Here is a 13988-nt window from a genome sequence, read left to right on the forward strand (position 1 = left end):
CCGGGCGTCCGACAGACAGATAGCGAAGGACGGCGGCGACGGCAAATCAACTGGCCGTATTTGAGCCGACCGCGCTGATTTGTCACAAAGCCCGACGACGGCGCGGCGTCACAGGCACCAGGCGATACCGTTCTGCACGGCGGAAAGGAAAATATCGGTGCCGTGCCGCACCCAGCCGTCAAACGCAAGAAGCACGATGGCAAGCGAAGCCACCACGGAAAGTCCAGCCAGAATAAACTTCAGAGGATAGGAAACGAGCGCGTTCATGTTCCTATCATAGCCCGTCCACGCACAGTCGAAAACCGGTAAAATACTGGAGTTTGCCGTGGCGAGATGGAGAATTGTTAGGGAAAGTTTAAAATCTTGCCATGCATTATGACCCCAGCGGCTTTTCAAGCCTCGACATGATGTCTCCCGGTCCATTCTCCGGCCGCCGCATAAAGCTCAATCCTGCGTGGGCCTGTTAGAGAGCCATCAGAGGAAACCTGCCGTCATGTCCAACGCCATCAAGCAATCCGGCGCATATCTCGAAATCGTTTCCTTTCATCTGGGCGATCAGGAATTCTGCATCGATATCATGGCGATCCGCGAAATCCGCGGCTGGGCGCCGGTGACCCCGATGCCGCACACCCCGCCCTATGTTCTCGGCCTCATCAACCTGCGCGGCGCCGTCATTCCCGTCATCGACATGGCCGGCCGCCTCGGCATGAAAATGACCGAGCCCTCCGAGCGCTCCGCCATCATCGTTACCGATATCGGCGGCAAGCTGGTCGGCCTTCTGGTGGAACAGGTCTCCGACATGATGACCATCCGCTCCGAAGACCTGCAGCCCGCGCCCGATATCATTCCGGAAGAACAGCGCAGCTTCTGCCGCGGCATCGTCGCGTTGGAAAAAAGCATGGTCTGCTTCCTCAACCTCGATACGGTTATCGCCGACGAACTGGCGCGCGAAGCCGCGTAATCCACGGCATCGACATGGCAATTGCGGGGGCGAGCCTTACGGCTTGCCCTTTTCCCATGTCACCTGCTGGTTATAGAGCGGCACCGTCGATATCGCCATCTTGGCGGAACCATCGGTCAGTTCCCGCGCGTGCACCAGATAAATCAGCGTATCATTGGCCTTGTCGTAGACGCGGCTGACGACGAGTTTCTTCCAGACCAGCGACATCCCCTGCCGAAATACCTCTTCGCCGCCCTTCGAAAGATTGATGTCACCAATCTCCACCGGCCCGGTCTGGCTGCAGGAAATGGCGTTGTTGGAGGGGTCTTCGAACCAGTTGCCGTTTTTCAGCCTGTCGATGACGCCACGCTCGAAATAGGTCACATGGCACGTCACGCCTTTGATCTTCGGATCAGCGATCGCCTCTATCATGATATCATTGCCGATCCAGTCGACGCCGACCTCGCCAACCACCTGCGAATTTGCCGCAGTCACCGGAAGCAACACCAGAAAGCCCGCAAACAAGCCCGACAGAGTTTTCTTTGTCATCGCATCTTCTCCGTTACGCTGCTTCAAACATAGGTGGAAGCCACCGTTACGCAACCCGGGCGGCAGGCCGTTTTTTCATACTGCACGGCTGGTAGCCCGTGGCAGTAAGTCGCCCGGCCACCATGCCGATTTTCTCCGGCAGATCGTGGATATGGGCGACACTCAATGCCTTGGCCGCCGCAATCGACGCGGCCGCGCAGACAACGGCATCTTCCGCGGCATTATGGTGCACGAAACGCAGCTGAAGGTGATGAGCGATCACATTCAGCTTGTGCGACACCAGATTGGGCCAGACATGCCGGGCGATCTTGACGCTGCACAGATAGGAAAGATCGGGATAGGACTGTCGATATTTGTCGAAGGACGCGCGCATGACGCTGAAATCAAAGGCGGCATTGTGGGCTATCATCGTCGCACCATGGAAGTCGTCGATGAACTCCTCCATCACCTCGGGAAATTCCGGCGCATCCTCGACATCGGCAGGGCGGATGCCGTGCACGGCGATGTTGAAGGGCGAAAACCGCATGTCCTTCGGCCGGATCAGCCGTTCCTCGACACGAACGATCGCCCCGTCTTCTATCCAGGCAAGGCCGACGGAGCAGGCGCTGCCCCGCTCTTCATTGGCGGTTTCGAAGTCGATGGCGATGGTTTTCAAGAGTGATTCCCGTTGTTTCTTCCGGCATAAACCGGATCGGCCTCAAAGAGAACCGGCTTCGCTGGAATGCGCTTCCGAAAGCATCCAGTCGATGAGCGTCACGAGATCGGGATTATCGAGCATACGCCTGGGATAAACGAGGAAATAGGCGAGCGTGCTGGCCATGTCCTTACCGAATGGCGCAATCAATGCACCTTCGGCAAGCTCGCGGGAAACGAGCGAACGCCGGGTCAGTGCAATGCCATGCCCGGCCTTGGCGGCATCCAGCGCGCCGTTGCTGTCGATGAAAACGGTGCCGCCGGACGCGTCGACTTCCGCTGCACCTGCCGCTTCCAGCCAGCGCCGCCATTCATTGCGGTTTTCATCATGCAGCAGCGGGACCGATTTCAGATCGCCCGCTTCCCGTAGCGGGCCGTATTTTTCAAGAAGCTGGGGCGAGCAGACCGGCAACGTGCTGTCATCAATGAAGCGGATGCTCTCAAGCCCTTCGTACCGTCCGAAACCGTGCCGGACGGCCAGATCGACGTCGTCCCTCGAAAAATCCACCAATCGGTTCGTGACGCTGATGCGCACATCCACCTGCGGGTGCTGCTGCTGGAAGGCGGGCAATCGCGGCATCAGCCATTGCACGGCGAAGGTCGGTGTGCAGCTCAGCGTCAAAACGGTGATCTCAGACCGCGCTGTCAGCTCCGCCGTCGCCTCGCGCATCATCCGGAAAGCGGTGCGGAGCGCGCCGTAATAACGCTCCCCCTCGCGCGTCAGCTGGATGCTACGCGGCTTGCGAAAAAACAATTGCACACCAAGCCGCGCCTCCAGCTCCCGGATTTGCAGACTGACGGCGCCGGGCGTGACATTCAACTCGTTGGAGGCAAGCGTGACGCTGCGATAGCGCGCTGCGGCCTCGAAGGCCTGCAGCCCTTTCAGAGACGGGAGTTCGGCGGACATGATTTAGCTCAACTCAATTATCGAACGAGAAACAATCGTTTGAAAACACCATAAAACAGAGAGTAAATGGACGCAACAAGACACAAAGCGACGTGAAAACCCATTGCCTCCGAGCTTGAGATTAACTCAACCTATATCGGGTGGATGGCGGGGATCCCGTCTGCGATCATGTCGATGCTCATGCGTTGGAGATGATAATGGCGATACAGAAACAGATGGATGCCCGCGAATGGGCGATGCTCGTCGCGCTTTCGCTCCTGTGGGGCGGATCGTTCTTTTTCATCGGTGTTGCGGTCAAGGAACTGCCTCCCGTCACCATCGTCGCACTGCGTGTTACCCTTGCGGCAATCGCGCTTCAGATCGTCTGCCGCATCATGGGCCTTCGCCTGCCGAGGCAATGGGCGGTGTGGCGCGCCTTTTTCGGCATGGGCCTTCTAAATAACATCATTCCCTTCTGCCTGATCGTCTGGGGCCAGACCCATATTGCCAGCGGACTGGCTTCGATCCTCAATGCCACAACGCCGCTCTTCACGGTTATCGTCGCGCATTTTCTCACCACTGATGAAAAGATGACTGGCAATAAGCTGACCGGCGTATTGGTCGGCTTCGCCGGCGTGGCGACCATGATCGGCCCCGCCGCCTTTACCGGCTCATCCGGCCTCTGGGGCCAGATCGCCGTGCTCGGCGCGGCCATCTCTTATGCCTTCGCGGGCATATTCGGCCGCCGCTTCAAGGCCATGGGCGTGCCGCCGCTGATGACCGCCACCGGCCAGATTTCCTCTTCGGCACTGATGCTGATCCCGGCCGCCCTTCTCATCGACAAACCATGGACACTCGCCATGCCGAGCCTCGGCACGTGGGGCGCGCTTGTCGGCATCGCACTGCTCTCGACGGCGCTCGCCTATCTCATTTTCTTCCGCATTCTTGCCAGCGCAGGCGCCACCAACCTTGCCCTCGTCACCTTCCTCATCCCCGTCAGCGCCATCCTGCTCGGTTCCCTGCTTCTAGGGGAGCAACTGGAAATGAAGCACTTCGCCGGCATGGCGATGATTGCTGCGGGTCTCGCGGCGATCGACGGCAGGCTGCCGTCAAAACTCAGAAGCCTGCTGCGCAATGCACCTGCTTGACAGAATTACACGGCAAAAGCATTGTGCGCCCATGATCGCGAAGCAGAACACCACCCGTCGTCACACCATCACCGGCCACCCGGCAGGGGAAGGTATGTCGTCGCGTTAAGCGATCCATTTCCACCCTGCCAGTCAGCAGGGTTCGCACTCCTGCTCCCATACGCCCAAGGAGACAGGCATGCAGACTGTGAAATTTGCCGATAATGAAGATTCGCAATTCAGCTTGAATGAAGTGGTCCTGCGCGCCGCGCGTCTGGACGACGCTGAAGCCCTGACAGAAATGTTCAACCTGCCCGGCGTCCGTCACGGCACGCTTCGACAACCATTTCAGTCGGTTGAAAAAACACGAAAATCGATGGAGAACCGCGGCCCAAACGATATCGCCATCGTTGGCGAATGGCGGGGAAAGATCGTTGCCAATGCAGGACTGTTCCGCAGGGCAGGAAGACAGTCCCACATCGCCGATCTGGTAATCAGTGTCCACGACGATTTTGCCGGCAGAGGTGTCGGAACATATATTCTGGCGGCTTTGATCGACACCGCCGATAATTGGCACGATATCCGCCGCATCGAACTCAACGTCTTCACCGACAATCTCCCCGCGATCCGGCTTTACGAGAAATTCGGTTTTGAACTTGAAGGCACCCTGCGCAACGACGCCTATCGAGATGGCAAATACGTTGATGCCCACGTGATGGCACGACTTCGATAGTCGGTTAGCTGCGCAAGTGGTCGGCAAACACTTCCCGAATGGTCCGGCGCGACCATTCGGCCATTTTTTCGTTACGGCCGCGCTCGGCATCCAGAACGATCAGCGCCTTCCATAAGGCCCACCCGCGCCCGCGCTGCCATGTGGCCTCATCCAGATCGAGCGCTCTGCGAAAAACAGCCCGGCTTTCAGCATCAAGCACATTCCACGCGAGAATGAGATCAGAAGACGGATCGCCTACGCCGGAACTGCCGAAGTCGATGACGGCCGAAAGCCTGCCATCCTTCACCAGCAGATTGCCCTCGGCAATATCGCCATGCACCCACACCCGCTGCTTTTGCCAATGGCTCGAAAGCGCAAGCTGCAATATCTCCGTAGCCAACGCCTGATCAACCTCATCGGCAAGCCGCGCCGTCGAGGCCTTCGCTTCCCCGTCATAGACTGCAAGCGAGCCCCCGCGATGAAAGTTATGCGCCCCTGCGACCGGGCCATCCACAGCATCCGCCTCGTGTAATGATTTCAAGAACGTGGCGACATCAATGGCAATGACCGACAGATCGACCTTCTCCAGATGCTGAGCAAGCGGTTCCCCTTCGAGCCAGCGATAGACCGACCAACGGAACGGATAACCCTGCCCCGGCTGCCCGAGCGCTACTGGAGCAGGGATCGGAAAAGGCAGGAAAGGCGCAAGCGTTGGCAGCCATCGATGCTCCTTCTCGACCTGCGCCACGTAACGGGTGGCGCTCGGCATGCGGATGAGCATTTCATCGCCAAGGCGAAAACTGCGATTGTCCCAGCCGCTCAGTTCCACCGGCCGAACATCTAACGCCGCCCATTGAGGAAACTGGCTGTCAACCAGCGCCCGGACCTGCTCTGCACTGACGACGATGCGGTCATCCATGCCTTACCCTCCGTCTCAGGCACAAAGCTCTAGCGGCAGAGGACAATATTTCCATGACGGCCCCTCAGCCGCCGATCAGGGCCAGCCACTCGTCCTCATCCATGGTCTGCACGCCCAGTTCCGCCGCCTTGGCAAGCTTGGAGCCCGCTCCCGGCCCCGCCACCAGAATATCGGTCTTTTTCGAAACGGAACCGGCAACCTTGGCGCCCAGACTTTCCGCCCGGGCCTTCGCCTCGTCGCGGGTAAACTTCTCCAGCGAGCCGGTAAACACCACCGTCTTGCCTGCCACCGGGCTCCCTTCCGTTGAAGGCTTTTCCGCCTCTTTCGGACGAAGTTCCCTTATCAGCCGATCGATGACGTCGAGATTGCGTGGCTCCTTGTAGAACTCGATAATGGCGCGGGCCACCACCTCGCCGATGCCGTCGATGGCATTAAGCTCGGCCCACGCATCGCTTGCGGGATCCGCCGCCGCCTTCATGCTTTCTTCGAAATGGTCGTAAGTGCCATAGGATCGCGCCAGAAGCTTCGCCGTAGTCTCACCCACATGGCGGATGCCCAGCGCGAAGATGAGCCTGTGCAGATCGATCTCGCGGCGGGCATCGATGGCGTCGAACAGCTTCCTGACGCTGACCTTGCCGAAACCGTCGATATTTTCGAGCTTGGTCAGATGAGAAGCATCCTGGCGCGCCTTCAGCGTGAAGATGTCGGGTGCGGTCTTGATCGAGAGCGCAGGATCGTCACTTTCGAAGAAGAAATCGATCTGCTTGGTGCCCAGCCCTTCGATATCGAAGGCATTGCGCGAGACGAAATGTTTCAGATGCTCCACTGCCTGGGCCCGGCAGACGAAACCGCCGGTGCAGCGCGTGACCGAATCGAGCTTGCCGGTCTTTTCATTACGCTCCCGCACCGCATGGCTGCCGCAGACCGGACATTTTTCCGGGAAGGCATATTTTGCCGCGCCGGCCGGTCGCTTTTCCAGAAGCACGTCCAGCACCTGCGGAATGACATCGCCGGCCCGCTGCACGATAACAGTGTCGCCGATGCGGATATCGTGATCTTCCGGGCGGATGCGCTCACCGCTATTCCCGATGCCCTCGATATAATCGGCATTATGCAGCGTGGCATTGGTAACGACGACACCGCCGACAGTGATGGGAGTAAGACGCGCGACAGGCGTCAGCGCGCCGGTGCGGCCGACCTGAATTTCGATATTTTCAACCGTCGTGAAGGCTTGCTCTGCTGGAAATTTATGCGCGGTCGCCCAGCGCGGGCTGCGCGAGCGGAAGCCCAGCCGTTCCTGCAGATCAAGCCGGTCGACCTTGTAGACCACACCGTCGATATCGTAATCGAGATCGGGCCGCGCAACACCGATTTCATTGTAATGCTCAAGCAATTGCTGGGCGGACGTGAATCGCTTCATCAGCGGATTAACCGGGAAACCCCACTCCCTGAACTTCTCGACGATGCCATATTGGGTATCAGCAATCCGCGTCGGCTGACCGCCATTCGAAACCTCGCCGAGGGCGTAGGCGAAAAACCGCAGCTTGCGTTTCGCCGTCACATTGGCGTCCAGCTGACGCAGGGAGCCGGAGGCAGTATTACGCGGGTTCACGTAGGTCTGCTTGCCTTCCGCTTCCATCTGCGCGTTGAGCGCCAGAAAGTCGCTTTTGGCCATATAGACCTCGCCGCGCACTTCCACCACATCGGGCGCATCGGCGGGCAGCTCGTTCGGAATTTCCTTGATGGTCCTGATATTGGGAGTGACATTTTCGCCGGTCGTGCCGTCACCGCGCGTCGCCGCTGTCTTCAGCCTGCGGTTTTCGTAGCGGATGGACATGGAAAGCCCGTCGATCTTCGGTTCCGCAGTGAAAGCAATGGAGTCATCAGGCAGATGCCCGAGGAAACGATAAACCGAACTGACGAAGTCGCGCAGATCTTCTTCCGAGAACGTATTGTCGAGCGACAGCATCGGTCGCGCATGCACGATGGGCGCAAAGGTCGGAAGCGGCGCGAAGCCTACTTTTTTCGATGGGCTGTCGGCCCGCACCAGCGCCGGGAAATTCGCTTCGATGGCGTCGTTGCGCCGCTTCAGCGCGTCATACTCCGCATCGGAAATCTCCGGCGCATCCTTGCCGTGGTAAAGCGCGTCATGGCGGGCAAGCTCGGCCGCCAGAAATGCAAGCTCCGAAGAGGCTTCAAGCTCGGTGAGGTTTTCAACGGGTTTCTGGTCTTTCGACATGACGGCCTCTTTTCGGAATTACCGAACGCTTTTAGCCGAAATAACAAACATTAAAAACAGTTTTGCCGCTGGACTCACAATGCCGAAAGGCACTGCACTGGCATTGCCGCGAAGGGTCAGTCCTTGGCTGCTAGAAGACGAGCGGCAGCAGCCCTTGCCTCGTCCGTCACGGACGCGCCAGCAAGCATACGGGCGATCTCTTCGGTGCGGTGCTGCGGCTCCATCGTGGCGACGCGCGTGGCGATACGCTCGCTTCCATCGCCGGACGGACCCTTTGAAATGAGAAGATGGGTCGCCGCCCGTGCCGCCACCTGCGGCGCATGGGTGACGGAAAGGACCTGCACGGTTTTGGACAGGCGGCGCAGCCGCTGGCCGATGGCATCCGCCACCGCGCCACCGACACCCGTGTCGATTTCGTCGAACACCAGGGTCGGCGCCGAACCGCGATCCGCCAGCGCCACTTTCAGCGCCAGCAGGAAGCGGGACAATTCGCCGCCTGATGCGACCTTCATGATCGGACCTGGGCGCGTGCCCGGGTTGGTCTGCACGTGGAATTCCACCGTGTCGATGCCGTCGGCCGTCGCCTGCTCGGGATCGGAGGTGACCTCGACGGTAAACCGCGCCCGCTCCAGCTTCAACGCCGGAAGCTCGGCCATGACAGCGTTGGAAAGCGCTTCCGCTGCATTACGGCGTTTGTCGGAAAGCGACTGCGCGGCACGGTCAAAATCAGCCTTCACGACGCCGAGATTGGCCTCGAGCTTGCCAAGCTTTTCTTCGCCGGCGTCGAGATCGGCGAGATCGGCCACCATTTTTTCGGCGAGAGCGGGGAGGTCTGGCACGGCGACATTATATTTGCGTCCGGCGGCGCGCAACGCGAACAGCCGCTCCTCCACCCGCTCCAGCTCGCGCGGATCGAATTCTGTGCGGCGCAGCGCCGCTTCCACTTCCATCTGCGCATTGGAAAGATTGTCCAGCGCGGCATCCAGCAATTGCACGGTGTCTTCCAGCAGGCCGGGAGCCTCGTGGCTCTTGCGCTCCAGACGCCGCATCATGGATGCTATGACAGGCACGGGCGAAGCATTGCCGTTCAGGAACTCGCTGGCTTCAGCAATATCGCCAGCGATGCGTTCGGATTTTTGCATCACCGCCCGGCGTTCGGCCAGTTCATCCTCCTCGCCATCGCGCGGCGAAAGCGTTTCCAATTCCTCGACGGAAGAGCGCAGGTAATCCGCCTCTCGCGCCGCAGCCTCGACTTTTGCGCGATGCGTCTTTAAGGCCCGGTCAGCATCTTTCCAGGTGCGATAGAATGCCTGAACAGCGCGAGCCTCTTCGCTCAGCCCGGCAAAGGCATCCAGCAGCGTGCGGTGCGCATCCGTATCGACAAGCGCACGATCATCATGCTGGCCGTGAATCTCGACCAGCATCTGACCAAGCTGGCGCATCATCTGCACGCTGATGGCCTGATCGTTGATATAGGCCTTGGTGCGCCCGTCGGAAGATTGCACGCGGCGGAAAATCAGGTCGCCATCGTCATCGAGACCGTTTTCGCGCAGGAGAAGCCGTGTCGGATGATTGTTCGGCACCTCGAAAGTCGCGGTGACCTGCCCCTTTTCCTCCCCGTGGCGCACAAGGCCGCCATCGCCGCGGCCGCCAAGCGCCAGCGAGAGACTATCGAGAAGAATGGATTTGCCCGCACCCGTCTCGCCCGTCAACACGGAAAGGCCCGCCTCGAAACCGAGGTCGAGCCTTTCGATGAGAACGATATCGCGAATTGAGAGCTGGACCAGCATGGCCTATGCCCCGTCTCAGGCGCCGATGAGCTTCTTGCCGGCGCGCGAAATCCAGGACCCCTTATTCTCACGCGGCTCCAGGCCCTGGCCCTTCAGCAGCTTGTAGGAATCCGCATACCATTGGCTGTCGGGATAGTTGTTGCCGAGAACGGCAGCCGCAGTCTGCGCTTCGTCCACCAGGCCCATCGCGTAATAGGCTTCCGTCAGACGCGCCAGCGCTTCCTCGATCTGGTTGGTGTTCTGGTACTGCTCGACGACGATGCGGAAACGCGACACGGCGGCGAGATATTCCTTGCGCTCAAGGTAATAACGACCGACCTGCATTTCGCGGCCGGCAAGCTGATCGCGGGCGAAACGGATCTTGGCCTGCGCATCCGCGACATATTCCGAATCGGGATAATCGTTGACGACCTTGTTCATCGCCTCAACTGTGCGCTGCGCGGCGCGCTGGTCCTGCGTGACGTCGGAAATCTGCTTCGAATAGGCAAGACCGATCATGTACTGAACGTAAGCGGCATCCTTGGAACGGGGATATTGCCGCAGGAAACGGCTACCGGTGGTGATTGCCACATCGTTCTTGTTGGTGCGCGTGGCAATGAAGGTCTGCATGACAAGCGCCTTCTGGCCCCATTCGGTGAAGGGGTACTGCTTGTCGATCGCCTCGAACTTGCGTGAGGCTTCCGTCATATTGCCTTTGTTCATGTTCGCCAGCGCTTGCTTGTACAGAACGTCAGGCGGATCGGTCTCCACGCCAAGCTTGGTGATGTCGATATCGGGATCGGACTGGCAGGCAGTGACGACGACGCTCGCGCCGACCAACATCAACGAAACGGCGATCCCCCGCATCGTACCCTTCATTGCACCAGACCCTACATGCTTCATTCGACAGTTCCCACTTCCCGCGCAAATACATAAGCATCGGCTTTGTATTGGCGTTCTAGCCATAAAAGCATCCGCAGGGCAACGCAATGATGACGCATTAACGCATTTTTATGGCATCACCCCATGCAATCGCACGATTATCCGGCGATAATTTGCAACTTCCTGCTCCGTCTCACGAAAAAGCCGCCCCGAAGGAGCGGCTTTTTCTGTCAATTGATAGCCTTCAAAAGACCTTACGCGGACCAGGGCGCGAATTCGGGCATATTGACGGCCACAAATTCGCGGGCGCGCACCATCTGGTTGCGTGCGGCCGGAGCCTCTACGATCTCGTAAGCCGTACGGTCGCTCAGCAGGGCCTTCAGCGCATTGGCATTGACCTTGTGACCACCGCGATAAGAACGGTAGCAACCGATGAACTGAGCGCCCGCAAGTGCCAGGTCGCCCACCGCGTCAAGCGTCTTGTGGCGGACGAACTCGTCCTTGGCGTAACGCAGGCCTTCCATGTTGATGACGCTGTTGTCGTCGGAAATGACAACCGAATTCTCAAGCGAGGAGCCCAGTGCATAACCGGCGGCCCAAAGGCGCTCGACATCACGCATAAAGCCGAAAGTACGGGCACGCGACAGTTCGTTCTTGAACGTCTCTGCCGTCAGGTCACCCTTCCAGGACTGCTTGCCGATCAGCGGCGTGTCGAAATCGATGTCGACCTCGAAGCGCGTACCGTCATAGGGACGGAACTCCGCCCAGGACGCACCCGAATCGATACGCACCGGCTTGGTGACCCTGATATAGCGGCGCTTCACGCCAAGGTTCTTGATGCCGACCGATTCGATCGCTTCAATGAAGGGAGCAGAGCTGCCATCCATGATCGGCGCTTCCGGACCGTCTACCTCGACGACAAGGTTGTCGAGGCCCATGGCGTAGATGGCGGCCATGACATGCTCGATCGTCGCTACTGACTGGGAAAGCGAACGGCCAAGCACGGTGCACAGATCGGTATTGCCGACATTGGCAGACACTGCCTTAAGCTCGGTGACGCTGCCATTGTCATGGAGGCGATGGAAGACGATGCCCGTTCCAGCTTCTGCGGGCTGGAACGTCATCGAGACCGGATTGCCGGAATGCACGCCAATGCCTTTAAGCTGAACGGCATGTGCGATAGTTGTCTGAAATCCGAGCAGTCCGATAGTCATTAGTGTATGCCTTTTTTGCAAACCGCGCCGCTTGGGGCCAGCGCCGTTCAAGTTTTCAAGCCGGGTTTTAACGACCGGCGAAGTCAGTCTGTTCCTTTACCCAGCCTCATACATACGCACATGTACGTGCCACGACAAATCACTGTTCGTTTCGGATTGTTACATGCGTAAGTAGCTGACAACGCTAATTAATTTAGTGTTAATAACGTAAAATAAACAAAACGCCCGGATCGTCGGATCCGGGCGTTTCGAGAGGCTAATGGAATCGCCCTCAGTTGGACTGGCGGCGCAGGAAGGCCGGGATTTCCAGCTGGTCATCATCGTGGTGGCTGGACGATGAAGGCGTTGCGCGGCCGTGATCGTCGAGCTGGCCGCGACGCGGTGCGTAGAGGCTTGCTTCCGGCGAAAGCGGTGCGCGGCGCTGCGGCGCCATGCTCGGCGCATCCATCATGTCGGAAGGAACTTCTTCTTCTTCGCGGCGACCAAGCGAGTTGGTGATGCGCTTCAGAAGACCCATCGGGCCACGCTCTTCCTGGGCAGCAGGAGCGGCATGGGTGCGGTGGTCCAGCTCGGCCTTCACGACCGGCGGGAAGTCTTCGACCTTCGGCATGCGAACCGGCTCAGGCTGGCGGGCAACCGGTGCAGGTTCCTGATAGACGGGAGCCTGCGGCTGCTGCATGCGCGGTGCCGGAGCAGCATGCTGTTCCGGAGCGTGATAGACCGGTGCCGGAGCAACCGGAGCCGGAGCGGCCTGCTGAACCGGCTGGGCCGGACGAAGTGCCGCCGGTGCTTCAGCCGGAGAGGATGCGAACAGCTTGCTCTGCGGACGGAAGTCCTGGGCCGGCTGCTGATGTGCGGCAAAACCGAGTTCACGTTCCATTTCGGCCTCAGCCGAACGGATGGTCTGGGCGATGGGGTCTACGGCCTTCGGTGCCTGCGAAACTGCGGCAGGCTGTACTGCGGCCGGAGCGGGAGCAACGGCCGCGGAAGGACGGATAAGCGGCTTTGCAGCGGCGGCTGCGGCGCGCATTTCGGCAACGTTCTGTTCGCCGACGCCTGCAACGCGGTCAATGCCGGTTGCAACGACGGAGACGCGGATGAGGCCTTCAAGCGCTTCATCGAAGGTTGCGCCGAGGATGATGTTCGCATCCGGATCAACTTCTTCGCGAATACGGGTCGCAGCTTCGTCGACTTCGAAGAGGGTGAGGTCGCGACCGCCGGTGATGGAGATCAAGAGGCCCTGCGCACCCTTCATCGAGGTTTCGTCGAGCAGCGGGTTGGCGATCGCCGCTTCCGCAGCCTGCATTGCGCGGCCCGGACCGGAAGCCTCGCCGGTGCCCATCATCGCGCGGCCCATTTCGCGCATGACCGAACGGACGTCGGCGAAGTCGAGGTTGATGAGACCTTCCTTCACCATCAGGTCGGTAATGCAGGCAACGCCGGAATAGAGAACCTGGTCAGCCATGGCGAAGGCGTCCGCAAAGGTCGTCTTGTCATTGGCAATACGGAAGAGGTTCTGGTTCGGAATGACGATCAGCGTATCGACGGACTTCTGCAGTTCCTCGATGCCCTGTTCGGCAAGACGCATGCGGCGGCCGCCTTCGAAGTGGAAAGGCTTGGTGACGACGCCGACCGTCAGGATGCCCTTGTTGCGCGCGGCCTGCGCGACGACGGGAGCAGCACCGGTGCCGGTGCCGCCGCCCATGCCGGCGGTGACGAAGCACATATGCGTGCCGTTAAGGTGATCGATGATCTCGTCGATGCATTCTTCAGCGGCAGCGCGCCCGACTTCCGGCTGGGAACCGGCGCCGAGACCTTCAGTGACGTTGACGCCGAGCTGAATGACCCGATCTGCCTTCGTCATGGTCAACGCCTGGGCATCCGTGTTGGCGACAACGAAGTCGACGCCCTGGAGGCCAGCCGTGATCATGTTGTTGACAGCGTTACCACCACCGCCACCGACACCGAAGACGGTGATGCGTGGCTTCAGCTCTGTGATATCAGGCTTCTGCAGCTGTATCGTCATTTTAACATTCCTTCTTTCTCTGGCCGCATCGC

The 13988-nt window shown here is 59.5% G+C and carries 13 protein-coding genes; 3 read left to right on the forward strand and 10 right to left on the reverse strand.

Annotation, left to right across the window (positions count from 1 at the left end; translation table 11 throughout):
• Window positions 1–108: 108 nt before the first annotated feature.
• Window positions 109–267, reverse strand: a complete 159-nt coding sequence (locus QE453_RS18745) for a hypothetical protein (protein ID WP_309777662.1) — start codon at window positions 265–267, stop codon at window positions 109–111.
• 226 nt (window positions 268–493) lie between these two features.
• On the opposite strand from QE453_RS18745, the gene QE453_RS18750 reads away from it, so the two are divergent.
• Window positions 494–961, forward strand: a complete 468-nt coding sequence (locus tag QE453_RS18750) for a chemotaxis protein CheW (RefSeq protein WP_003522339.1) — start codon at window positions 494–496, stop codon at window positions 959–961.
• A 36-nt stretch (window positions 962–997) separates the two neighbouring features.
• Here QE453_RS18750 and QE453_RS18755 read toward each other — a convergent pair whose 3' ends face one another.
• Genes QE453_RS18755 through gcvA form a run of 3 tightly spaced genes read right to left on the reverse strand, consistent with a single transcriptional unit; the run spans window position 998 to window position 3089 of the window.
• Window positions 998–1489 carry a CreA family protein gene (locus QE453_RS18755; RefSeq protein ID WP_004442768.1) on the reverse strand — a complete coding sequence of 164 codons (492 nt, stop codon included), beginning with the start codon at window positions 1487–1489 and terminating at the stop codon, window positions 998–1000.
• Between the two features lie 46 nt (window positions 1490–1535).
• Window positions 1536–2144 (reverse strand): 3'-5' exonuclease, encoded by a 609-nt coding sequence (locus QE453_RS18760; protein WP_044459616.1) that lies wholly within the window; start codon window positions 2142–2144, stop codon window positions 1536–1538.
• Between the two features lie 42 nt (window positions 2145–2186).
• Window positions 2187–3089, reverse strand: a complete 903-nt coding sequence (gcvA, locus tag QE453_RS18765) for a transcriptional regulator GcvA (RefSeq protein ID WP_004442772.1) — start codon at window positions 3087–3089, stop codon at window positions 2187–2189.
• 197 nt (window positions 3090–3286) lie between these two features.
• Here gcvA and QE453_RS18770 point away from each other — a divergent pair, with 197 nt between their 5' ends.
• Together QE453_RS18770 and QE453_RS18775 are read left to right on the forward strand one after the other, a co-directional pair.
• Window positions 3287–4216: a DMT family transporter gene (locus QE453_RS18770; protein WP_045531911.1), complete on the forward strand. Its 930-nt coding sequence runs from the start codon at window positions 3287–3289 to the stop codon at window positions 4214–4216.
• Window positions 4217–4394: 178 nt separating this feature from the next.
• Window positions 4395–4928 (forward strand): GNAT family N-acetyltransferase, encoded by a 534-nt coding sequence (locus QE453_RS18775; RefSeq protein WP_035209694.1) that lies wholly within the window; start codon window positions 4395–4397, stop codon window positions 4926–4928.
• Between the two features lie 4 nt (window positions 4929–4932).
• Here QE453_RS18775 and QE453_RS18780 read toward each other — a convergent pair whose 3' ends face one another.
• The 6 genes from QE453_RS18780 to ftsZ form a co-directional block, all read right to left on the reverse strand.
• Entirely contained in the window at window positions 4933–5826 is an 894-nt protein-coding gene (locus QE453_RS18780) for an aminoglycoside phosphotransferase family protein (RefSeq protein WP_309777665.1), read from the reverse strand.
• A gap of 64 nt (window positions 5827–5890) precedes the next feature.
• The gene (gene ligA, locus QE453_RS18785; RefSeq protein ID WP_280170641.1) at window positions 5891–8065 is read right to left on the reverse strand and encodes an NAD-dependent DNA ligase LigA; all 2175 of its coding nucleotides are present in this window, start codon (window positions 8063–8065) and stop codon (window positions 5891–5893) included.
• A gap of 116 nt (window positions 8066–8181) precedes the next feature.
• The gene (gene recN / locus QE453_RS18790) at window positions 8182–9855 is read right to left on the reverse strand and encodes a DNA repair protein RecN (protein ID WP_004442779.1); all 1674 of its coding nucleotides are present in this window, start codon (window positions 9853–9855) and stop codon (window positions 8182–8184) included.
• Window positions 9856–9870: 15 nt separating this feature from the next.
• Entirely contained in the window at window positions 9871–10737 is an 867-nt protein-coding gene (locus QE453_RS18795; protein WP_006697761.1) for an outer membrane protein assembly factor BamD, read from the reverse strand.
• Between the two features lie 233 nt (window positions 10738–10970).
• Window positions 10971–11930 (reverse strand): UDP-3-O-acyl-N-acetylglucosamine deacetylase, encoded by a 960-nt coding sequence (lpxC, locus tag QE453_RS18800; RefSeq protein WP_004442781.1) that lies wholly within the window; start codon window positions 11928–11930, stop codon window positions 10971–10973.
• A 271-nt stretch (window positions 11931–12201) separates the two neighbouring features.
• Window positions 12202–13956 (reverse strand): cell division protein FtsZ, encoded by a 1755-nt coding sequence (gene ftsZ, locus QE453_RS18805; RefSeq protein WP_309777667.1) that lies wholly within the window; start codon window positions 13954–13956, stop codon window positions 12202–12204.
• Window positions 13957–13988: the final 32 nt, after the last annotated feature.

It is taken from the genome of Agrobacterium sp. SORGH_AS_0440 (genome assembly GCF_031453135.1).
Taxonomy (GTDB): Bacteria; Pseudomonadota; Alphaproteobacteria; order Rhizobiales; family Rhizobiaceae; genus Agrobacterium; species Agrobacterium pusense.

Bases quoted from the DNA above. Each gene is read 5' to 3' on its own strand.
- QE453_RS18745 (WP_309777662.1), bottom strand. From the start codon at position 267: ATGAACGCGCTCGTTTCCTATCCTCTGAAGTTTATTCTGGCTGGACTT.
- QE453_RS18750 (WP_003522339.1), top strand. From the start codon at position 494: ATGTCCAACGCCATCAAGCAATCCGGCGCATATCTCGAAATCGTTTCC.
- QE453_RS18755 (WP_004442768.1), bottom strand. From the start codon at position 1,489: ATGACAAAGAAAACTCTGTCGGGCTTGTTTGCGGGCTTTCTGGTGTTG.
- gcvA (WP_004442772.1), bottom strand. From the start codon at position 3,089: ATGTCCGCCGAACTCCCGTCTCTGAAAGGGCTGCAGGCCTTCGAGGCC.
- QE453_RS18770 (WP_045531911.1), top strand. From the start codon at position 3,287: ATGGCGATACAGAAACAGATGGATGCCCGCGAATGGGCGATGCTCGTC.
- QE453_RS18775 (WP_035209694.1), top strand. From the start codon at position 4,395: ATGCAGACTGTGAAATTTGCCGATAATGAAGATTCGCAATTCAGCTTG.
- QE453_RS18780 (WP_309777665.1), bottom strand. From the start codon at position 5,826: ATGGATGACCGCATCGTCGTCAGTGCAGAGCAGGTCCGGGCGCTGGTT.
- ligA (WP_280170641.1), bottom strand. From the start codon at position 8,065: ATGTCGAAAGACCAGAAACCCGTTGAAAACCTCACCGAGCTTGAAGCC.
- recN (WP_004442779.1), bottom strand. From the start codon at position 9,855: ATGCTGGTCCAGCTCTCAATTCGCGATATCGTTCTCATCGAAAGGCTC.
- QE453_RS18795 (WP_006697761.1), bottom strand. From the start codon at position 10,737: ATGAAGCATGTAGGGTCTGGTGCAATGAAGGGTACGATGCGGGGGATC.
- lpxC (WP_004442781.1), bottom strand. From the start codon at position 11,930: ATGACTATCGGACTGCTCGGATTTCAGACAACTATCGCACATGCCGTT.
- ftsZ (WP_309777667.1), bottom strand. From the start codon at position 13,956: ATGACGATACAGCTGCAGAAGCCTGATATCACAGAGCTGAAGCCACGC.